Below are 21,621 nucleotides of genomic sequence, written 5' to 3'. Positions count from 1 at the left end.
TTAGATTAGAGCTGATTGATCAGAATAAAGTCTAAGACTCCTCACTTTCTGCCTTGGCATTTTGGTTTTCAATCTTCTGATCCAGAATAATTTTTATGCTGACCAGTATCGGCACTGCCATAAATATACCCAACACTCCCCAGATCCACCCCCAAAACAGGATGAACAAGAACACTATCACGGGATTGACGGTTAACATTTTGCCAACAAAAAATGGCTGAATAAATTGGCCTTCCAGCAGATTCAAACCCAATAAAGCCAAGGGTGGCATCAGAATATTAAACGGTGTATTGAAGGTCGATAAAGACACAACCGCGACGATGCTGATATTAATTAGCGGGCCAACGTAGGGAATGTAATTGAGTAACGCAGCACTCGCGCCCCACACCAGTGGATTCGGCATACCCAGCCACCACATGACACCTGCAACAATAAGCCCAAGGACAATATTAATCGCAGTAATCAAGAATAAATAACGACTGATGGTTTGTTGCGTATCGCTGATGGCTTTGATGATATTGGTTTCATACTCTAGCCGCTTCCAGTAACGCCCCAGTTGCCTGACCAGGGAATGGCCGAACGCCAGTATAAAAAACAGTAACACGATGAAAATCAGGAAGCCCCCAATAAACGATTGGGTGCTATCCAGCATCTTGGCAACAATACCTGGTTTTGTTTGTACCGTTTGCCCTGAACTTGAATCACCCGTTGCCATTTCGGTTAAGTCATCTATTTTTTTCGTGGCTTCTTTGACGTTATCAACAGAGCTTTTAAACACCTTTAAACGTCTATCTATATTGCGTATTTCTTTGGGTAATTTTTCCAGCCATTCACCTGCAGGCGTAGACAAACTATTAAACGAAAGTACGATCAGCGAGGATGATATCAACAACACCAGAAAACTCGCCATAGCGCGAGGAATACGAAGTTTCATTAAAAACAGTACAACGGGTGTCAGCATAAAGGAGATTAAAATCGCCAGAAACACCGGGATTAACAGGCTTTGACCGACGTGCAAGACAAACAAAACACCGATAATAAAAAGCCCCCATAACGGGATTTTTATCGATTCTGATAGTGCTTTGAAGTCTTTCGTTTGCATGCGTATTACAACCCGTTATTTTTAATGGCTTACAATTGGATTAAAGACTTAGCGACCAGAGATGTAACTTTAGAGGTTGCCAGTGCAGATGTTTTTTCAGCGCCTGCAAGCAATCCTGCAAAAAATGAAATACCAACGCTTTGAATTGGATTCTCTTTTACTGGTGCTAAATAATCGATAGTAGCTGCATTATGGCGTAGTTGTTGTTTCGCTTCAGCAACTGAAAGCGGTGTTTTGGTGCTTAATGTTTTTTGTGACGATTCGCCATCTGTTGACGTGTTTGAAGAAGATTTGTAGTGAATTGATGCATTTTGAGTGGCTACATCAATTGTTGACGTAAGATCAGACTTTGTTATATCTATGCCTGTTGATTTAGACGATACGCTAGCCATACTAATCCTCCTATAAACAATAAACAAACCAGACTGGTAACAAGATACGCTAAAGCAGGTACCGCAACCATCAGTAAAGCGTGATATACAGACGCAAGTAACAGGCCTATAGCGATGAGCGACATGATCGCCACAACCAGTATCATAAAAGCAATACTGGTTGTTTTGATGATTTTTTGTCGAAGCAAACGTCCTTCCGCTTCAGCCAGTTCAAATAGACTTATGGTGGTTTCGGTTAGTGCTTTCATGGAGTTAACCTGCTAGTTACGTTAGTTGCTTGTAATAAAATATTAAGTAAAAATTATTTATTTGAAGACACTTTCGACAACACATAACCCACACCAAATGCAACCAGAATGCTCGCAACCGGATTTTGCTTAATGCGGCCACTCACGGCTTCAACGCCCTCTGTGCCTTTCTCATACACTTCTTTCAAACCTTCTTCAGTCGTGTTTTGCAGACCTTCGAGCTTGTTTGCCATTTCGCTTTTAATGTCGTCCTTTTTTTCTGAACCCTTCGCTTTTAACAATTCAACAAGATCGTTGTATTTATCCTGAAGTTCTTTTAACTCTTCGTTGATCTCTTTATTGCTAATTGCTTTTTTAGTCGCAGCCATGACTTACTCCTGTTATTAATGATTGAATGAAATTTTGAATAGGCTGACTGTTTAACTAGTCAACAGATTCTAATTTACAGAAAACAGGAGCGGAATGAACTCGGACAAATCCACAAATGATGTAAGGCTTGTCTTACATTGAGTGATTCTTAGGTGATTTCGTTATAACATTTAGAATAAGTCACCCCCCTACTTATAAGCACTTTTTTAAGGCGACTTTTTTTAGGGCAGCTTTATTTAGGGCGGCTTTACTTAGAATTTAGAAAGCTACGATTACTCGATGCTTCGCTTTATGAATAATTCTCTTCTACTCGGTAAGAATTGTTCACTACAGATACACAGCAAAAACATTGTACATTCACCCTATCAATCGATGCCTTGTTAAAGTTTTCAAAGAGAGGCAAGTTCTTTCTTGATAGGTTCTTTCTTGGTAGGCTCAGTCATCATAAAAACATTCGGAGAAGCACATGTCGGCTATTGAAATTCGTGACGCAAGCATTGAGGATGCTGCATTGATATTGAGGTTTGTCACTGAACTCGCTATCTATGAAAAAGCAGAGCATGAAGTGATTGCCACTCAGGATGATATCGAGGAATCTTTATTCGGCCCTGAAACGAAAACCAAAGCGCTTATCTGCCAGTTAAATGGCGAAGCTGTTGGTTTTGCCGTCTACTTTTTTAATTATTCTACCTGGCTGGGTAAACACGGTTTGTATCTGGAAGACTTATACGTCTCTCCTGAAGCCAGAGGTGCGGGTGCGGGTAAAGCATTACTGAAGCACCTTGCAAAAATTGCGGTTTCTAAAAACTGCGAACGAGTTGAGTGGAGCGTACTCGACTGGAATGAGCCAGCCATTCAATTCTATCAATCGATTGGCGCACAGCCAAAAGATGAGTGGATTGGTTATCGATTGTCTGGCAAAACGCTGGAAGATTTTGCTAATTGTTAGGTATGGAACGTTTAGCGTCTCAAACAAAAAATCTTGATTTTATTATTCAGCAAATTAAGTATTATTCGGTTGAATTGAATGTGTATTAAACAAGTTTAGAATCTAAGGTGGAATTTTTATGTCAAAAAAAGTAGTAAAGTTTGAATACGAGAAAGAAACAAAAAATAGCATTCGTTACAAAGAAGTTCCTGAAGAAGGAACGCCTCCTATAGTGGGTTCTTTGTATGTTCAGAAGTGGTTTGCAGGTAGTTGTAAAAATATTGAAATCACCATCGATAAAAAAGACTAGGTTTGTCAATTTGCCTTGAAAGCAATGCTTGAACTCAACCCACAAGAAACAAACCATATATTTCTTGGTGAAAGAGTAACGATTACGTTAAAAGAACATGGTTCTGTGGGTATTAAATCAAAAGCGATAACCAATGATGAATCTATCATTAGTTATGTAACGTCTAACTTTGAATATTCTAATGCTACGATTCCCATAAAGCCCGGCGGTGACGGCGGGCATAGGACCTATGTTTTTAAAGCAAATAAAGCAGGGAGCACTACGATTACTACACAGCGAATTTTTCGCGGTAAATTAGAGCATGAACGCATTATAGAAATTATTGTTACTGCGTAAATCTATTTACTGGGCGATATATTGAGCTATGTATTTATCTAATTATTGGGCTAATAGAATTTTCTCAACGGCTTTTAAATCGTCTTCGGTGTCTACTCCATGTCCCGGGACTTGTTCAGCCACTTCAACATGAATACGAGCGCCGTGCCACATGGCACGTAACTGTTCTAATTTCTCCAGATTTTCTATCTGACAAGGTTCCATAGAGGCAAAGCTTTTGAGGTAGCTGGCGCGATAGGCATAAATACCAATATGACGTTGCGCAAACTGACTGATTTCTATGCCAGCATCTCGCTGCATCGGAATGGGTGAACGACTGAAATATAATGCCAAGCCTTGCTTATCTGTGACGACTTTAACAACATTAGGGTCATTGTATTCAGCTTCTGTCTGAATCGGCGTAGACAGCGTTGCAATGGCTGATTCAGTATTGTTTGAGAGATTCGTCGCAACCTGCTTGAGGCTGGTAATCGGTGTAAGTGGCTCATCACCTTGCAGATTCACCACGATGGTATCATCAGCCCATTGTTTCAGCGCAACCACTTCCGCCAAACGATCACTGCCTGTTTCGTGATCGTTTGAAGTCATGCACACTTCTGCACCAAAACTTTCGCAGGCGTCTTTGATGCGCTCGTCATCCGTTGCGACGATAATCGCTTCAAATCCTACTTCGACAGCCGCCTCTTGCGCACGTTCGTAAACGTGTTGAATCATCGGCTTACCAGCTAAATCTCGAAGTGGCTTTCCGGGAAGACGAGTAGACGCATAACGCGCTGGAATTACTAAAACTTTGGCTGTCATTGGCTTTTGCTTCCTTATTTCCTTTCGACTTCTTCAGCGGTAAGCGCACGTGCTTCTTCTTCCAGCATCACGGGAATTCCGTCTTTAATCGGATAGGCTAGTCGCGCAGATCGTGAGATTAACTCGTTATTTTTCTTATCGTAAATCAGCGGACCTTTAGTCACTGGGCAAACGAGTATATCGAGTAATTTTTTATCCATTAGATTGTTCCATTTGTTTATCTTTATTCAAAGTCACCCCCCTACTTTGGAGGCTTTTTTTGAGTATCTTATATTTTGTAAAGCACTTGAACGAAAATGATGCCATTAGCTATTAATGAAGTCTTTAGCAATTAACGAAGCCTTTAGCTATTAAGGAAACCCTTAGCCGACAAGAGCACAAGTAACTTATCATCAAAATCTTGAGGCAATACCGCACTAATCGGCAGGTACCAAAAATGCTTATGATCACCTACTAGATTTTTGCATTTTACCGCATCTTTCTCGGTCATTATAACCTTGGAATCATTAGCAAATAATAGATCATTTTTTGTAAATGCATAATGATCGGGAAAGCTATGCTGATTTACCACTAAACCTGCATCTTCGAGTGTTGAGTAAAAACGTTTCGGATTACCAATGCCAGTCACGGCATCTACTTTTTGCTGCGAAAACTCAGTTAAAGGTAGCTGCGCTTCAGTGGCTAGATTAACCAGTGTATTACCTGATAATGACATCATATAGAATTGATTTAAAAGTGTATTCTGCGTTTTATTTTCGCCGTTTAACACCAGTAAATCACAGCTATCTAAACGACTGAGCTTCTCCCTTAGCGGACCGGCCGGAATACAGTGTTGGTTACCAAACCCTCTTTCTCCATCAACCACTGCGATTTGAATATCTCGAGGCATTTTGTAATGTTGCATGCCGTCATCTGAAACGATGACATCACAATCTGTGTCTGCCTGTATGCTTTGAATAGATTCCAGGCGATTGGCCCCCGCATAAACAGGAACCCCAGTGCGAGTGGCCATTAACACGGCTTCATCACCTATCAGTTCCGCATCACTATCAGCTGTTACCTTTTGCGGCCAGCTTTGCGCTTTGCCACCATAGCCACGGGTTATGATTGCAGGTTTATATCCGGATTTTTTCAACAGATTTACGATATGCACTGTGACGGGAGTTTTACCGGTGCCGCCGACGGTGATATTGCCAACGACAATAATGGGCACATTGATAATGGGTGGATTTTGGCTGAGTGCTTTGAGTTGAGTTTTTCTCTGATAGGCATTGGCTGCACAATACAAAGCGCTTAACGGCATCAGCAAAAAACGACCTTTACCATTTTTATACCAAACACGTTCTAACCATTGTTGCAGTTTAGTAGTTTGGTTTTGGCTTGTATCTGGGCTTTGCTGTGACATTGCTATTTGTTAGAAATGAAGTTATTGAGTTCTATTTCAAAAATTGCAGCTGATGCAAATTCGCGTAAGCACCCTTTTTCGCCAATAGTTCATCATGCGTGCCGGTTTCTATAATCTTGCCTGCTTCCATCATCAGAATCTTATCGGCTTTTTCGATAGTCGACAAACGATGTGCAATCATAAAGGTAGTGCGATTTTCTAACAGCGTTTCTAGTGCTGCCTGTATATGGCGTTCTGATTTCGTGTCTAAAGCTGATGTGGCTTCATCAAGAATCAGTATCGGCGCATCAGACAAAATCGCTCTGGCGATCGCTACACGCTGTTTTTGCCCGCCTGATAATAAGGTACCGTTTTCGCCAACTTCAGTATCAAAACCCAAGGGTAGCTTTTCTATAAACTCTAGCGCAAAAGCCGCTTCCGCTGCATCCCTGATTTGCTCATCGCTCGCGTTTCGCATATGGCCATAGGCAATATTATTACGAATGGTATCGTTAAACATAGTCACGTCTTGGCCGACGTAGGCAAAATGTTTACGTAGATTTTCAAGCGAGAATTCGCTTAATGAATGACCATCTAAAGTGATATTACCTTTATCTTTTTCGGTTAAATCGTAAAAGCGAGGCAGTAGATTTACCAGCGTCGTTTTACCACTTCCGGACTGACCAACCAAGGCGATTTTTTCACCGGATTTTACGGAAAAATCAATGTCATTTAACACTAAATCAGAGCCTTCGTTATAACCGAAATTCACATGATTAAATTCAAAATCACCTTTGACTGTATCAACTTTAAGTGTGCCTGTATTTTTCTCGGTGTTTTCATCGAGTAAAGAGAAAATACTTTCACCGGCTGCGATACCACCTTGTAATATCGCATTCACTTGAGTGAGTCGTTTAACCGGATCAAACAATGCGATCATGGCTGACAAGAACGCCATAAAGCGACCAGGTGTAAATGACTCTAATAAATCACCATGCGTTGCCGTGTACAACACAACCGATAGTGCAATCGCCATAATAAATTGTACGATTGGCATGCTGGTTTTTTCAGTAACGATACGCTTCATATAGGAGCGATGGTTCTTTTCATTTACATCTTCAAAGCGCCTGGATTCGTAATCTTGTCCATCGTAAATACGTATCTCACGATTCGCATTAATCACTTCATGACTAATCTGAGTGACTTCACTGACCTGCTCTTGAATTTGCCCACTGAGTCTTCTAAAGCGTTTAGAGATATATGAAATCAAAGCCGCAATAATCGGCCCAACGAAGAAGATAATAAGGGTGAGTTGCCAGCTGTAATAAAGCATTACAGCAATCGAACCAATCACAACCACAGAGTCTTGTACTAAGGTGGTCAGACCCTTTGTGGCAGCTATAGACACCTGCTCTACATGATAGATAAGTCGTGTAACTAACTGACCAGAATTGTTTTTATCGTAGAATGAAACGGGTAAACGAAGCAGCCTGGAAAATAATTCAGAACGAATTTCTTTGACCACCGAACGACCAATCCATTCCATCGCATAGCTCGACATAAAACCAGAAATTCCCCGCAGCAAAAAAATCAGGAGCAATGCAAACGGTGCCCATTTGATAATTTCAGGGTCTTTATCCATGAACGTTCCATCTAACAGCGGCTGCATATACACCGCAAATAATGGGATCGTTAATCCACCCAGTACCAATCCGACTATGGCAACTATCAGGTATTTCCAGTGTTTAATTGCATACACGGCGAGGCGTTTATAAATGGCATAACCGCTTTCGTTAGGGGCTGGTGGCGTAAGTATGGATGTTTTTGACAAATTGCACCTGGATACAGAAGGAGAGCGCAGACTTTAACGCAGAATAGCGCCTTGAACAATCTATAGCTGTCGTTAGTTATTGATAAATTTTGATGTTATTTAGGAAGCCATAAACAAATACCCCCCCCCCCTACTTTTGTGCAACTTTTTTGAAAAAATGCCCATAAGTAGGGAGGTGTATTTTAATTACTTCAATAATCAGAAAATGTTAGATTATTTTTTTCGTTGCGATTGAGATGTTGCCATTGAGAAATTAGTTATTCCTAATCGACCAGCAATATCCATAGCGGTCACCACTGCCTGATAGTTGGTGCTGGCATCAGCACTGATAACCAATGGAGGCGTTTTCTCGCCACGCTCATTCAGCGCTTGCGTCATCGCTCTGAATAACGTTTCTGGCTTGTTGTTTAACACTTCTCTACCATCAACAAAAAACTTGCCACTACCATCGATAATAACTTCCATCGGCGCTTTAGACGCAGTAGTCATAGCATTGGTCGTTGTTGGTAAATTGATTTTAATTTTAGCGTCTTTATCGAATGTGGTGGTTACCATAAAGAAGATCAGCAACAAAAACACCACATCGATTAATGGCGTTAAGTTAACCTCAACGTCATCGCTCATGTTTTTGCGGAAGTTCATGCTACTCTACCTGCACTTACCGCTTGAGCGGGTCTTTTTCTTTGTATAGGCTTTTGTGTCATATCTGTAGCACGACGGTTTTGAACGTTTACGACTTCAAGTAACCTGATCGCTTGTTGTTCCATTTCGATCGCGTAATCATTTATCTTTCCGCGAAAGTAACGATGGAAAATCAACGCAGGAACAGCAATAGTGATACCAAATGCCGTTGTAACCAACGCTTGTGAGATACCGCCAGCAAGATCCGCAGGATTTCCTACACCGCCTTGTTGTAGCATTTCATTAAACACAACAATCATACCAACAACAGTTCCAAGTAAACCTAACAAAGGAGCGATTGCGGCAATTGTGCCAAGTGTGGTCATGTACTTATCCATTTTATGAATAGCGTGACGACCAGCTTCTTCAATATTCTCTTTCATGACATGACGTGGCTGACCCAGGCTTTGTAAACCTGTTGCTAGCACTCCACCCAGTAATGAACCATGTTCAATCTGATCGATATGACCTTGAGTCATTTTGCCTGATTTTGCGAGTTTCTGTGCTTTATCAGCAAGACCATCAGGAATAACTTTGTCCTTTTTAAGCGTCATGAATAAAGCAAGTATGACGGCTATAGCCACTAATGAACTCAGAACAAGAGGAATCATTAACCACCCTCCTGCTTGTACAAATGTATCCATGTTAAATATTCCCCTTAGCGATTAATTTTTTGTTTTTGTTCGTTATTCTGATTAAAACACACAGGGACAATAACTTACATAACCTAAACTGAAGCTTAACAAAATGCGAATTCATGACTTAAGTCATTACTTCAAATTATGAGATTATTAATAATAAGCACATTCACAAGATACACATATTGAGGAGTGATTGAGATGAAAGACTTACTATTTACCCCAATGGGATTTTGGACTGTATTCACACTAGCTTTTATTATTATTTTAATGGGCTACTTTGTTTATAAAGTGATGCGTTTATCTGAAAAGAAATAGTATCAAGCCATTATAGACTCAGTGGAAAAGACACTGAGTCAGTTGTTTCTTGGATTAAAGTTATTTAAGAAAGATGATCAGTACTGCACGTAACGTGTGCAATTTTTTCTAATTTAGCCAAATCTTTGATAGTGATCATACGGCGATTGGTTTCCAGGATACCACTCTCGGACATACGCGTAATGATTCGGCTTAGAGTTTCTACAGCCATACCAAGGTAGTTGGATAAATCCTGTCGTGGCATTGGCAAGGTAAATTCTTTGCTTGAAAAGCCTCGTGACTGGTAATGGGCTGCAACTTTTAATAAGAATACGGCGAAACGCTCATCCGTTTGTTGCTGACCTAAAGATAGAAGCAGGTTCTGATTGTGAGTAATTTCTTTGCCCACTTGATGGAACATGACTTTACGCACCCCAGATAAACGATCGCATAAGCCATCGAACTCTTCCAAACTAATTCTGCAGAGTAAAGTATCTTCTAAGGCCGTTGCGTTACATTTATGTTCGCCAGTATCAAAAGCATCGAAACCAAGCAAATCGCCGGGTAAGTGAAATTCGACAACCTGTTCTAATCCATCTTTATTCGCAATTGAGGTTTTGACTGCACCCGATTTGACCGCGTAAATTCCATTGGCTTTTTCATTAGATCGAAAAACCAAAGCTTTCTTTTTAACTTTGATAGATTTATCAATCGACGTTTCTAATTCTTCGATCTCTGAATCGGTCAGACCATTAGGAATGCAAATTTGGCTTAAACTGCATGCTTCGCACTTAATGGTTTTTTCCGCGATAATATTTATTGGTGGCTTCATAGCCGAAAGATTATGAGTTTTTTGCGTGTTTAGCAAGATTTACCTGCTAAAAAATCTTAATCTGCTTTATTCATAAACAACCCTAACATACCTATTAATAGGTAGAAACATCATTTTAGAATTGTGAAACCAAGCAATAAAGCCACAAAAACTAGATAACTTTAGAAAATCGCTGCTGGCTCACTTGTTCTTTTAAATACACATCAAATACCATACAGATATTGCGAATCAATAAACGTCCTCTGGGCGTTACCTTGACTTGATTGGCACCCATGGTAAGTAATTCGTCTTCTTCAAACTTGATCAGCTCTTTTAGTTCTGATTTGAAATAATCTTTAAAGTCGATATTAAATTCTTCTTCTATCTGTTTGAAGTTTAATGAGAAATGGCAACTAAGTTGCTGAATAACTTTATGTCTTACGATATCGTCGTCGATCATGCTTAGGCCGCGTATGATAGGTAACTCACCTTTATCGATACGCTGATAGTATTTCTCTAAGGCTTTCTCATTCTGACTATAACTGTAATACACGCTACTAATAGCACTTACGCCCATTGCAACTAAATCACATTCAGCATGAGTTGTATAACCCTGGAAATTCCGATGCAACTGACCCTGCTCCTGAGCGATTGATAATTCATCTTCAGGCTTTGCAAAATGATCCATACCAATATAGTTGTAACCAGCGTTCACTAAGGTTTCGATACTGTGTTGCAGTATTTCCAACTTATCTTCAGATTTTGGTAACTGCGCTTCGTCTATGCGGCGCTGAGGTTTGAATAAATGTGGCATATGCGCATAGTTAAAGAGTGAAATTCTGTCCGGAGAAACCTCAATAATATGTTTTAGTGTGTTGGCAAAACCTTCAATGGTTTGTAGAGGCAAGCCGTAAATCAAATCAATACTGATCGATTTAGCATTATTAGCTCTACACGCTTCGATAATTCCTTTAGTTTGATGAAAAGGCTGAATTCTATTAACGGCCTTTTGTACTTCATCATCAATATCTTGAACGCCAAGACTAAAACGATTGAAACCAACTTCGCGTAATACTTTAATTGTTTCTTCACTAACACTGCGTGGATCAATCTCAATTGAATAATCACCAGTATCGTTATCTAGTAGATTGAAAGACTTACGCGTATAAGCCATTAAATCTTTAATTTGCTGATGATTCAGAAATGTAGGTGTACCTCCGCCCCAATGAAGTTGCTCAACGACGCGATCGGTATTATATAACTTGGCTTGCATATCGATTTCTCGATACAAATATTCAAGATACGTATCTGCTTTTGAATAATCTTTGGTCGCTATCTTGTTACAGGCACAATAAAAACAAACCGTGTCACAGAAAGGAATATGAAAATAAAGCGAAATCGGACCATTGTCCTGCTCGGTATTGCTAAGCTCGGCATGTTTACGAAAATCAACTTCAGTGAACGATGGTGTAAAAGCTACTGCAGTAGGATATGAGGTATATCGCGGGCCTGCTGTGTCATAGCTTTTGATTTTTTCGATATCGAATTCAATTTTCATAGTATTACTCTGAGATGTACTTTTTAAAATATGGGCTAAAGAATAACGTTAATCATTCTTATTCACTTTGATCTGTATCATGTTTTTAAAATAACTTGTAACTGCCTATTTAACAGATGCTTTTTTAATTGTACTAGCTGTTAAACCAGTTAATGCTCTAGTTAATACAAAGATACTTTAGGCATTCTTTTTTAATGCCTGAATAGTCAGATAAATTTTTGATGGTATGGCAATGAATATACCGATACCGAGAATACTGGTAATGACTAATACGCCAGTAATGGTAATTTGCATATTGGTAAAAAATATTAAACCTACGCCAATCACAATTAATAAAAAACCAATAAACATTAAAATCTTAACGATTAACTTTATATCATTCTCTTTCATTTAAACCGCTCCTCAAAAAAGCACTTTAATTAGCTTCATTTTACTATTTCTGCTGTTAATGACCTTGATCTAGCTCATGTCTATTGTTTCCAAATGTCATTTCCAAGAGCATGATAAATGACGTAAAACAGCAATTAGCATTAAAAATTTAGACCTTTCGTTACTCTTTTTAATACTTTCTTATAGGAAGTTATTAGACTGGTATCAGTGACACTTTCTCATGCTAAACTGATTCGCATAATTTAATGACATAAAAATAAAATATTAATAATAAATACCAAAATAGGAAAAAAGCATGACCCTAGGAGACAAGGCATGAAGAATGCCCTGAAAGTTACCGGATTATTTACATTTTTAGCAGTTGCTTTTTTGAATGCATTTGTAGATCTAGGACATAAAATAATCATCCAGAACACCATCTTTAAAAACTACGATGGTCCAGAATTAATCGTTTTAACTTCTATTGTTAATGCACTGATTTTATTGCCGTTTATTCTACTCTTCACGCCGACAGGTTATATCTCCGACAAATATGCAAAGAACTCCGTAATGCGAGTCAGTGCCTGGGTCGCTTTAGGGATAACGCTACTAATAACCTTTAGTTATTATCAAGGCTGGTTTTGGGTAGCATTTGCCATGACCTTTATGCTCGCCATGCAAAGCGCGTTCTACTCGCCTGCTAAATATGGTTATGTGAAAGGCCTGGTGGGCAGTCGACGATTAGCTCAGGCAAATGGACTACTACAAGCAGTTACCACTACTGGTATTTTATTGGGAACATTTTTCTTCTCGATCCTATTCGAAAATATAATTGCTGGCTTTGAAATTACCGATAAAGATTCCCTGATTCAAATGATGGCACCGCTTGGCTGGGTGCTGGTTGCTTTAACCTCGATTGAATTAGTCTTAGCCTACCGATTACCAAAAACCAATGAAACCAATAGCAAAATGTCTTTTCGTTGGGATGATTATTTTCACGGCAGAACTCAAGCGAGAAATATCCGCTTAGCAAAACGCCATCCTTATATCTGGTTATCGATCTTAGGACTTTCAATCTTTTGGGCAATTTCACAAGTTGTTTTAGCCACTTACCCTGCTTACGCTAAAGAATTCTTGGGTATTACCAATACTGCGGTTGTCCAAGGCTTGATGGCATTTGCCGGTATCGGTGTGATGGTTGGTTCTTTAATCGCTGGCAGAGTATCAAGAGATCATATCGAAACGGGTTTAGTGCCTGTAGGTGCGATTGGCATCACCATCTCTTTAATCCTCATTAGAGCGTTTGATTCGAGTGTGTTACAAGCCTTAAACTTTATGTTCCTTGGGGTTATGGGCGGCTTTATTGTTGTTCCACTCAATGCACTATTACAGTATCACGCACAAAATAATCAATTAGGTAGAATGTTAGCCACTAACAACCTCATCCAGTTCAGTGTGATGTTGTTATTTCTGGCTACAACCACGATTCTTAGTTACTACAAATTTGGAAGCACCGGAATACTCTGGGGTCTGGCACTGATTGCTTTTCTAGGGACTCTTTATGCCATCTTTAAAATACCAGAGTCCTTATTGCGCTTTATCGTTGCCAGAATATTTGCAGCACGCTATCGCATGAAAGTTATCGGGTTTGAGAATTTACCCCATTCTGGTGGCATGTTGCTGCTGGGTAACCACATCAGTTTTGTTGATTGGGCATTGGTTCAAATAGCCAGTCCGCGACAGCTTAATTTTGTGATTGAGCGTGGTTATTATGAACGCTGGTACCTTACAGGCGTACTAAAAATGTTTGGCGCGATTCCGATTAATAGTGGCGACAGTTCGGGTTCTATCGATAAAATAAAACAATTACTCAAAGATGGTAAAGCAGTCTGTCTTTTCCCTGAAGGAACGATTAGTCGTACGGGTCAGCTTTCTGAATTCAAACGTGGTTATCAACGCGCTATTGAGGGCACTAAAGCGAGAATCGTGCCCTTCTACCTGCATGGACTCTGGGGCAGTCGTTTCTCCCGCTCAAGCGGATTCCTGAAAGATTCCCGCCAATCAGGTTTTAAACGGGATGTGATCGTCGCCTTTGGTAAACCGTTACCTGCAGATACCACTCCGGACCAGTTAAAGCGTCGAGTTTTCGACTTATCTTTTACTTCCTGGCAAAAATATTCCAAAACACTCGACCCTATTCCTGTGTCCTGGTTAAAAACAGCGAAGCGCATGAGCTTTCAAATGGCGGCTACCGATATTACCGGAGACCCTGTTAGTCATCATAAATTTATTACGGGTGTATTCGCTTTTTCTAGCTTGATTAAAAAGAAGAGCCCTGAACAAAATATTGGTATTTTAGTACCAGCAAGTGTTGGCGGTGCCATCACAAATATGGCAGTTTTATCGGCTGGCAAAACAGCGGTTAATCTAAACTTCACCGCTAGTCCAGAAGCTATTCAAGGGGCAATAAAAAGTGCGGACATTCAAACTGTTTACACTTCGAAAAAATTCCTTCATAAACTGGAACAACGTGGCATAAAAATCAAAGAGATACTGCCAGAAACGAAACTGATCTATTTAGAAGAGTTTAAAGCAGAATTATCCAAAGCAAGAATGTTATTCACTTTGATCTCTGTGATGCTGCTACCAACCAAAATTCTTCAATGGATGTTTATTAAACCAATCAAATTGGAAAATACCGCAGCGATATTATTTTCGAGTGGCAGTGAAGGTGTTCCCAAGGGTGTGGAATTAAGCCACTTAAATCTGGCGGCAAATTCACGCCAGGTGGCAGATGTATTGAATACTCGTGAAAACGATATCGTTATGTCTACGCTTCCCACTTTTCATGCATTCGGCCTATTAGCGACAACCTTTATGCCTTTATCAGAAGGCATTCCGATAATTTGTCATCCCGACCCTACTGATGTTGTCACTATCGCTAAAGGTGTTGCCACACATCAAGCTACCTTGCTCTTTGGCACATCGACCTTCTTACGCTTATACAGCATGAATAAAAAGGTGCACCCGCTAATGCTCAGACCTTTGCGTTTAGTAATTGCAGGTGCCGAGCGATTAAACCCGGATACTCGTGATGCTTTTACCCTTAAATTTAACAAACAACTGTTAGAAGGTTATGGCGCCACTGAAACATCCCCAGTTGCTGCGGTGAATATCCCGGATGAACTGGATACCAATTACTGGAAGCCACAACTAGGTAATAAGCAAGGAACAGTAGGTATGCCTTTACCTGGGACAAGTTTTCGCATTGTTGACCCAGACACTCTTGAGGAACTTGCGACGGGTGAAGATGGTTTAATTTTGATTGGAGGGCCGCAGGTGATGAAAGGCTATCTCAATCAAGCAGATAAAACGGATGACGTTATTGTAGAGATGGATAATCATCGTTGGTACAAAAGTGGAGACAAAGGTCATCTAGATTCAGATGGATTCTGTACCATCGTCGATCGTTATTCGAGGTTTGCAAAACTTGGCGGTGAAATGGTCAGCCTTTCCGCGGTAGAAGAGAAAATCAGAACCGCACTCGGTGACCCAGAGCTTGAGTTAGTTGCTGTTAATTTACCTGATGATAAAAAAGGCGAGAAAGTAACACTATTAATTGTTAATGAAATGTCGAGTAGAGAGCTTAAAAAAGCGTTGATTGATGCCGACATGAATCCGTTGATGATTCCTTCTGCCTTTATCAATGTCAATGCCGTACCTAAATTAGGTAGTGGCAAGACTGATTTCGCCACCTCTAAAAAAGTAGCATTAGGAGAGCTATAACTTCGCCAATGGAGAGCTATTATATCTGCTTGAATGTAATCACTTTTAACAGTCACCCTGCATAGCCTTCCTGTACATTCACACCCCCCTGGTTTTAGGCCTTTTTTATTTAGGACTTTTATTTGCTTGTGCTTAAATTTTAACCATATTGCATAACATGTAAGATATTAGCGTGAAATATTGCTAGTCTTAAACTGAGTTTTTCAACATCATGGAGGATGAATGGAAAAAATCAGCACGATGCTAGCAAACATGCGCAGCTTAAAATCAGCAACAATGTCAGCTCACGAATCTCGTGACATTTACTTTAAAACTTTATTTGCTGACCCTTACGGCTTAAAAAATAAAAAATATGATTGGGGAGGGGAAAACACATTTGTCTATTTTTCTTTACTCGTTTACGGAATTGGCATTGCCACACTGTTGGGACTGGAAGCTAAGGGCATCCTTCCAGAAATAAACCCCAATATTTATTTCGCTTTTATTTTTGCAGTATTCATTGAATTATTGGGAAAAGTGGTTTTTTCATGGAGCATCCATCGCTTTAAAATAAAGATCAACTATATTAGAAAGTTGGCAATAAGACCCTGGCGAAAATTAAAGATATATGTCATTACCCTATTCTTCGTTATTGAGGGTAAAGATGCAGTACATATTATCTGTATGTTGTTTTTTATGGATCAACTCAAAACCATCTTTACCGAATGGAATGTTATTAGGCGAAAAGTTCCTATATTGGCCTATGCGTTTGTATCCTGGGATCGAATTGAAGATAGACCTTATACACTGCGCTATGACATGCTTGAAGATATCCTTAGATTCATTGTTTATTTACCTTTCATCATCATCTTCGGCAAGGCATCCATCATCATTATGATTCCTAACCTGATTAACGAATTTGGGGATGGTTTGGCAGAACCGATCGGGATTCGATTTGGGCGCCATAAGTACCGCACGCGATCATTGTGGTACAACGGTAAATTCTGGAACGGCGATTTTCAACGAAGCCTCGAAGGCAGCGCCATGGTGTATATCATTTCAATCGTGGTATTACTGATGTATAGCGATTTATTCACCAGCACTCAGTTAATCATTTCATTGATCTTCTTGCCGATCATTATGACCGTCGCTGAAGCATTTAGCCCGCATACCAATGATGGACCGATGCTGGCGTTAACGGGATGTTCCTTCTTGTGGGTGACGATGAATTTTACTTAACAACCGTATGTTAAGTCACCCCCGTACTTTTAGTGAGTTTTTCATTTCACTTATGCTCTTTAAAACGTAAATAGAGTTTATGCGGAGGTGGGGGTATTTCTTAAGAATTGTCTAATTCGTTTATAATACCTATCGACTCCAGAACCCATGGTTTGTGAGTCGATAGGACTTTGTTTCAATAGCCTTATCCTTAGCTGGAAAGTGAAGTGAAATCGCACCATGATGCGCCGTATTCATTAAGGTCACCCCCCTACTTTCATAGCGTTTTTTAACTTCTGGTTTAGGATGACCAAATCGACTTCGGTAGCCTGCGGTAATCAATCCAATTTTCGGTGATACTGCTTCGATAAATTCAACAGTCGATGAAGTTTTACTGCCATGATGCGGCACAGTGATAACTTCTGTTTTGAGTTTTTCTGGATTAGTCTCCAGATAATTATCAAGCATATCATTCTCAGCCAATTTCTGGATATCTCCTGTAAGCATCAATGAATGATAGCCATTCGACACCTTCAATACACAAGAACGATTATTATCATTTTGCGGATATACAGCGGGTGGTGAGAGTATTTCAAAATCAACATTATCCCACTGCCATTTCTTACTCCCTTCACAGGCATTCACTTTTGCATTTTCTAAGACACTCGGATCACTGCTGATGACTTCTGTCACAGGAATATTATCGTGGATGTATTTTGCGCCACCGCGGTGATCAATATCCTCATGAGAAACCAACAACGTATCAACGTTAGAGATACCTTTAGATCGCAAATAAGGAATGACTACAAGCTTACCCACATCAAAGCTTTCACTGGCTTTGGTACCGGTGTCGTAAATCAAGGTATGCGATGATGTTTGAACGACTGACGCCATGCCCTGTCCAGCATCGAGCATGGTATAAGTGAATTCGCCATGATTGATTTTATCGGGTGAAAATAACACCGCAGGTAGCATTAATACCGCACCAAGCCAACGCGCAGGAAAACCTTTTGGTGCAAACAGGTAAAGCAGACCAACAAATGCCAAAACCAAAAAACTGATGGGAATTTCTGCGGGATAGAATTTAGACAGCATTGTCCCATCAATTAATTCCAATCCCTCAAATAAATAATCAATCGCTACGGCGGCTATTTTAAACAGTAGGTCTGATAAAGCAGTAGATACCGGCATCACTATCAAAGCCAATAAACTCAAGGGAACCACCACCAAAGACACCCAGGGAATAGCGACTAAGTTAGCCACTGGAGAGGTCAAAGACGCTGTTCCAAAAAATAAAATAGTCAGCGGCAGCATTGCCAAAGAAATCAGTAATTGTAATTTAACCATCATCCAGCGTGGCTTTTGGTGCTGGCGTTTGATGAAAAACAGAATAATTGCCACTGCTAAAAATGATAACCAGAAACTTATTGTCATTGCAGCCAGAGGATCAAGCAATAACACCAGAATCAAAGCAATGGCTAACACCGTAGTTGAGTCATGATTTTTGCGGCTATTAAGCCCCCAAACACCAATCACCACCATCAACAAAGCACGCTGTGTGGGTAAAGTGAAACCCGCCAACATGGCATAAATTAAAGCAAAGACAACACCCATGATTGAACCTGCTATACGAACAGGCACACGTTCATTCAAACGTGGAAACAGTTTCCAAAGCAGCATGATAGGTAAAAATGCAAAGCTTGCCAGTAGCGCGATATGCAGGCCTGATATCGCAATCAAGTGACTAGTACCGGACTGTTGCAGCAATGCCCATTGCCTATCGTCCAGTTGGGTTCTAACAGCAACGGTTAAGGCACTAAGTACCGCTGCCGAAGATTTATTTTCAACATTCTGTTGAATGGTTTCATGGATAGTCTGACGTAAACGGTTAATTGAATACCACTTGGATTCTTCTAGGCGCTTATTAGACGTTTGTGATTTTCGGACATAGCCGGTGGCTATTATCCGTTCTGTAAACAACCATTTCTCGTAATCAAAGCTACCTGGATTCATGAAACCAGACGGTCTTTTTAAACGGACTTTAAATTGCCATTTCTCACCTGCATTGACTAACTGCTGGTGTCTAAACCAGCCAAGCCTGACCTTACCTTTAAGATCGATAGGAATATTTTGAGTGTTTTTGCTGTCGGCATTGTTGACGTCATTATTGACGCTGTTATTGTCTTTATCATTTGCTACATCATTAATCAGCTCTGCTTTATCAACGTTTAATATAAAACGCACGCCCTCTTCAGTCGCATTGGGTATATTCTGAATTTTACCCTGAAGCAGTAACTCTTTGCCTTCATACTGATTTGACAAACGATTATCGATTTGTTTTTTTGCAGCAAACATTGCCAAAGCAAAACCAAATAAGAAAATACTTAAAGATTTCAGGACAGTTATCAATAATTGTTGAGATTTTATCTGATTAAACGCTTTATTAGCCTTGAAATGAAAGGCTAATAGTACAATGATTAGCGTCAAGCTCATTGCTAAGCAAACCGGGAATAAATCACGATTATTAGGTAAGGTTTGAAACAATTGGAGCGATACTGTCCCCAATAAAAATAGAATTGAATAAAATCTCATTAAAATATTATTTGTATTATTCGTCTGTTTATTATGATTTAAATTGTGTATTTAGATAAAATATAACATATGCCACGTAAGTTCTTGAAACGCTATTCTCCAAGCCCGAAAACCATTCGGGAGAACAAGGCATTATCTTATTTAGGTGAAGATCTTCATCGCCCTAGTTTATGGCACATGAATCGTAGCTCGGTTTCCAAGGCTTTTGCCATTGGTTTATTTTGCACCTGGATACCTTTTCCCTTGCAAACCGTTATTGCTGCAATACTCGCCATATATTATCGCGCACACTTACCAATATCCGTAGCGCTAGTTTTTGTTACCAACCCAATCACGATTCCACCGATGTTCTACTTCGCCTATAAATTAGGCAGCGTGATGCTCGGTGTGGAATTAGAATCGGTGCCGATGGACCTAAGCTGGGAATGGTTTACCTCAACTCTTCATCAAATCTGGCAGCCATTATTATTTGGTTGTTTGATTCTAGCGATTGTTTCATCAGCAGTGGGATACTTTACGATAAACACGATATGGCGTAAGAACATTAAACACCGCTGGAAGTGTCGTGTAGAAACGAGAGAAGCAGCGCAGGCAAAAAAAGAGATGATGACTGAAATTAAAAAAGCGATGAAAGATACCTAGAGTTTCTGCATATCTTACTTATGCTAATCCTTATGCAAGTTGTATTACCTCAGCGTATTTTCTCAGCTAATTATCGCAACAATAATCTAAGACCTTTTCGGTCATTAATGATTCTCACCATTCCCGCAAAAGGCATATCTATTAACTGCTGACTTGCTAATGGCATCCCCAGAATAATACCTAGAATGGCGCGTGTAACTCCAAGGTGTGTTACCAATAACACATGCTGCCCCTGATGATCTGACAATAATTTACCAAATGCATCGTTTACTCTTGGTGTGAAAAACTCTAATAACTCTGCATTCTCTGGACGATGTTTGACAGGATCATCGAAGAAATTCCAATATTCCTTTTCTGACTCTCGCATGATTTCTGTTGCAGTGCGTCCTTCCCATTTGCCATAACCCGCTTCACGAAAGTTTTCTACCTCTTCAATCGGTATATCTTTACTATCCGCTAATTGCTGAGCAAACTCGCTACAACGCAGCATTGGTGAAGTGATTATTGACGACCAATCAGCTGTATTTCGCTCAACGCTTCTATGCATTTGCTTCCAACCGACATCGCTCAAATGATGGTCTGTACCACCACCTCGATACATACTGCCACCCTCAGGCTCACCATGGCGGAGAATATCGATTATCGTAGTCGTTTGCTCAGTCATCTTTGTTAACCTCATTGCTCTCATTACAAGCATCTGCAGGCAGTTTTGTATCTAAGGACTTTGCTAGTTTTTCCCATTTAAAATATGGGCCCGGATCGGTTTTGCGACCTGGCGCAATATGTTCATGACCAGTAATATTCTGCTTCGACAATGTAGGATAACGTTCCAGTAAGGAATGGATGGTCGTTTCTAACACCTGATATTGAATATCCGTAAAGGGTTCGAAATCTGTCCCTTCCATTTCAATACCGATAGAAAAATCATTACACACGCTTCGACCTAAATAGCTGGATTCACCCGCATGCCATGCACGTTTTTCAAACGGTACGTACTGTACAACTTCACCATCACGTCTGATCAATAAATGGCTTGATACTCGCAAGTGATCAATTTCTTCGTAAAAAGGATGCTCATCCTTATTCAGCGTATTGGTAAATAGCTGATCGATACCTTCGCCGCCAAACTGATTCGGTGGCAGGCTGATATTGTGAATCACGATTAAAGAAATATCATCGCTGTCTGGACGATCATCATGATTTGGCGAAGGGCAAACCCGCGCACTTTCTAAAAAACCTTTATTAATATTGTTATTTGATTCTGAGTGTTTTTTTACAATTTTTAGCATATCGATATTATGCCAGAACAATGCATATACGGTAAAAGGTCACCCCCCTACTTTTGTGCA

22 protein-coding genes are annotated in these 21,621 nt (G+C 40.0%); 6 read left to right on the top strand and 16 right to left on the bottom strand.

Features of this window, described 5'->3' with window-relative positions:
* Window positions 1-31: 31 nt before the first annotated feature.
* From Q1A31_RS12785 to Q1A31_RS12770, 4 genes are read right to left on the bottom strand one after another with little or no spacing between them, the layout of a single operon-like run.
* Window positions 32-1,102 (bottom strand): AI-2E family transporter, encoded by a 1,071-nt coding sequence (locus tag Q1A31_RS12785; protein ID WP_299877126.1) that lies wholly within the window; start codon window positions 1,100-1,102, stop codon window positions 32-34.
* A gap of 29 nt (window positions 1,103-1,131) precedes the next feature.
* Entirely contained in the window at window positions 1,132-1,494 is a 363-nt protein-coding gene (locus tag Q1A31_RS12780) for a hypothetical protein (protein ID WP_299877123.1), read from the bottom strand.
* Complete coding sequence (locus Q1A31_RS12775) at window positions 1,461-1,742, bottom strand: hypothetical protein (protein ID WP_299877120.1); 282 nt, start codon at window positions 1,740-1,742, stop codon at window positions 1,461-1,463. The genes Q1A31_RS12780 and Q1A31_RS12775 overlap by 34 nt, the downstream gene beginning before the upstream one ends.
* A gap of 53 nt (window positions 1,743-1,795) precedes the next feature.
* Window positions 1,796-2,110 carry a YqjD family protein gene (locus Q1A31_RS12770; RefSeq protein ID WP_299877117.1) on the bottom strand — a complete coding sequence of 105 codons (315 nt, stop codon included), beginning with the start codon at window positions 2,108-2,110 and terminating at the stop codon, window positions 1,796-1,798.
* A gap of 467 nt (window positions 2,111-2,577) precedes the next feature.
* Between Q1A31_RS12770 and Q1A31_RS12765 the strand changes: the two genes are divergently transcribed.
* From Q1A31_RS12765 to Q1A31_RS12755, 3 genes are all read left to right on the top strand, one after another.
* Entirely contained in the window at window positions 2,578-3,060 is a 483-nt protein-coding gene (locus Q1A31_RS12765; RefSeq protein WP_299877114.1) for a GNAT family N-acetyltransferase, read from the top strand.
* 118 nt (window positions 3,061-3,178) lie between these two features.
* Complete coding sequence (locus Q1A31_RS12760) at window positions 3,179-3,349, top strand: hypothetical protein (RefSeq protein ID WP_299877111.1); 171 nt, start codon at window positions 3,179-3,181, stop codon at window positions 3,347-3,349.
* A 24-nt stretch (window positions 3,350-3,373) separates the two neighbouring features.
* On the top strand, window positions 3,374-3,685 hold the full coding sequence (locus Q1A31_RS12755) for a protease inhibitor I42 family protein (RefSeq protein ID WP_299877108.1): 312 nt from the start codon (window positions 3,374-3,376) through the stop codon (window positions 3,683-3,685).
* 42 nt (window positions 3,686-3,727) lie between these two features.
* Here the strand turns inward: Q1A31_RS12755 and kdsB are convergent, their stop codons facing one another.
* From kdsB to Q1A31_RS12710, 9 genes are all read right to left on the bottom strand, one after another.
* The gene (kdsB, locus tag Q1A31_RS12750) at window positions 3,728-4,486 is read right to left on the bottom strand and encodes a 3-deoxy-manno-octulosonate cytidylyltransferase (protein WP_299877105.1); all 759 of its coding nucleotides are present in this window, start codon (window positions 4,484-4,486) and stop codon (window positions 3,728-3,730) included.
* Window positions 4,487-4,500: 14 nt separating this feature from the next.
* Window positions 4,501-4,686, bottom strand: coding sequence for a Trm112 family protein (locus tag Q1A31_RS12745; RefSeq protein WP_131905577.1), 186 nt, complete (start codon window positions 4,684-4,686; stop codon window positions 4,501-4,503).
* 143 nt (window positions 4,687-4,829) lie between these two features.
* Window positions 4,830-5,891 carry a tetraacyldisaccharide 4'-kinase gene (gene lpxK, locus Q1A31_RS12740; protein WP_299877099.1) on the bottom strand — a complete coding sequence of 354 codons (1,062 nt, stop codon included), beginning with the start codon at window positions 5,889-5,891 and terminating at the stop codon, window positions 4,830-4,832.
* A 31-nt stretch (window positions 5,892-5,922) separates the two neighbouring features.
* Complete coding sequence (msbA, locus tag Q1A31_RS12735; RefSeq protein WP_299877096.1) at window positions 5,923-7,701, bottom strand: lipid A export permease/ATP-binding protein MsbA; 1,779 nt, start codon at window positions 7,699-7,701, stop codon at window positions 5,923-5,925.
* 213 nt (window positions 7,702-7,914) lie between these two features.
* Window positions 7,915-8,343: a biopolymer transporter ExbD gene (locus Q1A31_RS12730; protein WP_299877093.1), complete on the bottom strand. Its 429-nt coding sequence runs from the start codon at window positions 8,341-8,343 to the stop codon at window positions 7,915-7,917.
* Window positions 8,340-9,026 carry a MotA/TolQ/ExbB proton channel family protein gene (locus Q1A31_RS12725; protein ID WP_299877090.1) on the bottom strand — a complete coding sequence of 229 codons (687 nt, stop codon included), beginning with the start codon at window positions 9,024-9,026 and terminating at the stop codon, window positions 8,340-8,342. The genes Q1A31_RS12730 and Q1A31_RS12725 overlap by 4 nt, the downstream gene beginning before the upstream one ends.
* A gap of 376 nt (window positions 9,027-9,402) precedes the next feature.
* Window positions 9,403-10,149 carry a helix-turn-helix domain-containing protein gene (locus Q1A31_RS12720; RefSeq protein WP_299877087.1) on the bottom strand — a complete coding sequence of 249 codons (747 nt, stop codon included), beginning with the start codon at window positions 10,147-10,149 and terminating at the stop codon, window positions 9,403-9,405.
* A 151-nt stretch (window positions 10,150-10,300) separates the two neighbouring features.
* Window positions 10,301-11,686, bottom strand: a complete 1,386-nt coding sequence (hemN, locus tag Q1A31_RS12715; RefSeq protein WP_299877084.1) for an oxygen-independent coproporphyrinogen III oxidase — start codon at window positions 11,684-11,686, stop codon at window positions 10,301-10,303.
* Window positions 11,687-11,863: 177 nt separating this feature from the next.
* On the bottom strand, window positions 11,864-12,076 hold the full coding sequence (locus Q1A31_RS12710; RefSeq protein WP_299877081.1) for a hypothetical protein: 213 nt from the start codon (window positions 12,074-12,076) through the stop codon (window positions 11,864-11,866).
* Between the two features lie 315 nt (window positions 12,077-12,391).
* Here Q1A31_RS12710 and Q1A31_RS12705 point away from each other — a divergent pair, with 315 nt between their 5' ends.
* Both Q1A31_RS12705 and Q1A31_RS12700 read left to right on the top strand, forming a co-directional pair.
* Window positions 12,392-15,841 (top strand): acyl-[ACP]--phospholipid O-acyltransferase, encoded by a 3,450-nt coding sequence (locus Q1A31_RS12705; RefSeq protein WP_299877079.1) that lies wholly within the window; start codon window positions 12,392-12,394, stop codon window positions 15,839-15,841.
* A gap of 222 nt (window positions 15,842-16,063) precedes the next feature.
* A complete protein-coding gene (locus tag Q1A31_RS12700) occupies window positions 16,064-17,059 on the top strand; it encodes a hypothetical protein (protein WP_299877076.1) in 996 nt (331 codons plus the stop codon).
* A gap of 129 nt (window positions 17,060-17,188) precedes the next feature.
* Here the strand turns inward: Q1A31_RS12700 and Q1A31_RS12695 are convergent, their stop codons facing one another.
* Entirely contained in the window at window positions 17,189-19,582 is a 2,394-nt protein-coding gene (locus Q1A31_RS12695; protein WP_299877073.1) for a DNA internalization-related competence protein ComEC/Rec2, read from the bottom strand.
* A gap of 117 nt (window positions 19,583-19,699) precedes the next feature.
* Here Q1A31_RS12695 and Q1A31_RS12690 point away from each other — a divergent pair, with 117 nt between their 5' ends.
* Complete coding sequence (locus tag Q1A31_RS12690) at window positions 19,700-20,272, top strand: DUF2062 domain-containing protein (RefSeq protein ID WP_299877070.1); 573 nt, start codon at window positions 19,700-19,702, stop codon at window positions 20,270-20,272.
* A gap of 70 nt (window positions 20,273-20,342) precedes the next feature.
* On the opposite strand, the gene Q1A31_RS12685 is transcribed toward Q1A31_RS12690, so the two are convergent.
* Together Q1A31_RS12685 and ampD are read right to left on the bottom strand one after the other, a co-directional pair.
* The gene (locus Q1A31_RS12685) at window positions 20,343-20,936 is read right to left on the bottom strand and encodes a histidine phosphatase family protein (RefSeq protein WP_299877068.1); all 594 of its coding nucleotides are present in this window, start codon (window positions 20,934-20,936) and stop codon (window positions 20,343-20,345) included.
* Entirely contained in the window at window positions 20,929-21,561 is a 633-nt protein-coding gene (gene ampD / locus Q1A31_RS12680; protein ID WP_299877064.1) for a 1,6-anhydro-N-acetylmuramyl-L-alanine amidase AmpD, read from the bottom strand. Before ampD ends, Q1A31_RS12685 begins: the two co-directional genes overlap by 8 nt.
* Between the last annotated feature and the right edge of the window lie 60 nt (window positions 21,562-21,621).

The sequence above is a fragment of the uncultured Cocleimonas sp. genome (genome assembly GCF_947495625.1).
Lineage (GTDB): Bacteria > Pseudomonadota > Gammaproteobacteria > Thiotrichales > Thiotrichaceae > Cocleimonas.
This window is presented reverse-complemented; position numbering and strand designations above follow the sequence as displayed.

Bases quoted from the DNA above. Each gene is read 5' to 3' on its own strand.
- Q1A31_RS12685 (WP_299877068.1), bottom strand. From the start codon at position 20,936: ATGACTGAGCAAACGACTACGATAATCGATATTCTCCGCCATGGTGAG.
- hemN (WP_299877084.1), bottom strand. From the start codon at position 11,686: ATGAAAATTGAATTCGATATCGAAAAAATCAAAAGCTATGACACAGCA.
- lpxK (WP_299877099.1), bottom strand. From the start codon at position 5,891: ATGTCACAGCAAAGCCCAGATACAAGCCAAAACCAAACTACTAAACTG.
- Q1A31_RS12785 (WP_299877126.1), bottom strand. From the start codon at position 1,102: ATGCAAACGAAAGACTTCAAAGCACTATCAGAATCGATAAAAATCCCG.
- Q1A31_RS12765 (WP_299877114.1), top strand. From the start codon at position 2,578: ATGTCGGCTATTGAAATTCGTGACGCAAGCATTGAGGATGCTGCATTG.
- Q1A31_RS12690 (WP_299877070.1), top strand. From the start codon at position 19,700: ATGCCACGTAAGTTCTTGAAACGCTATTCTCCAAGCCCGAAAACCATT.
- Q1A31_RS12780 (WP_299877123.1), bottom strand. From the start codon at position 1,494: ATGGCTAGCGTATCGTCTAAATCAACAGGCATAGATATAACAAAGTCT.
- Q1A31_RS12725 (WP_299877090.1), bottom strand. From the start codon at position 9,026: ATGGATACATTTGTACAAGCAGGAGGGTGGTTAATGATTCCTCTTGTT.
- Q1A31_RS12710 (WP_299877081.1), bottom strand. From the start codon at position 12,076: ATGAAAGAGAATGATATAAAGTTAATCGTTAAGATTTTAATGTTTATT.
- Q1A31_RS12745 (WP_131905577.1), bottom strand. From the start codon at position 4,686: ATGGATAAAAAATTACTCGATATACTCGTTTGCCCAGTGACTAAAGGT.
- Q1A31_RS12720 (WP_299877087.1), bottom strand. From the start codon at position 10,149: ATGAAGCCACCAATAAATATTATCGCGGAAAAAACCATTAAGTGCGAA.
- Q1A31_RS12700 (WP_299877076.1), top strand. From the start codon at position 16,064: ATGGAAAAAATCAGCACGATGCTAGCAAACATGCGCAGCTTAAAATCA.
- Q1A31_RS12775 (WP_299877120.1), bottom strand. From the start codon at position 1,742: ATGAAAGCACTAACCGAAACCACCATAAGTCTATTTGAACTGGCTGAA.
- Q1A31_RS12705 (WP_299877079.1), top strand. From the start codon at position 12,392: ATGAAGAATGCCCTGAAAGTTACCGGATTATTTACATTTTTAGCAGTT.
- ampD (WP_299877064.1), bottom strand. From the start codon at position 21,561: ATGCTAAAAATTGTAAAAAAACACTCAGAATCAAATAACAATATTAAT.
- Q1A31_RS12730 (WP_299877093.1), bottom strand. From the start codon at position 8,343: ATGAACTTCCGCAAAAACATGAGCGATGACGTTGAGGTTAACTTAACG.
- Q1A31_RS12760 (WP_299877111.1), top strand. From the start codon at position 3,179: ATGTCAAAAAAAGTAGTAAAGTTTGAATACGAGAAAGAAACAAAAAAT.
- Q1A31_RS12755 (WP_299877108.1), top strand. From the start codon at position 3,374: ATGCTTGAACTCAACCCACAAGAAACAAACCATATATTTCTTGGTGAA.
- kdsB (WP_299877105.1), bottom strand. From the start codon at position 4,486: ATGACAGCCAAAGTTTTAGTAATTCCAGCGCGTTATGCGTCTACTCGT.
- Q1A31_RS12770 (WP_299877117.1), bottom strand. From the start codon at position 2,110: ATGGCTGCGACTAAAAAAGCAATTAGCAATAAAGAGATCAACGAAGAG.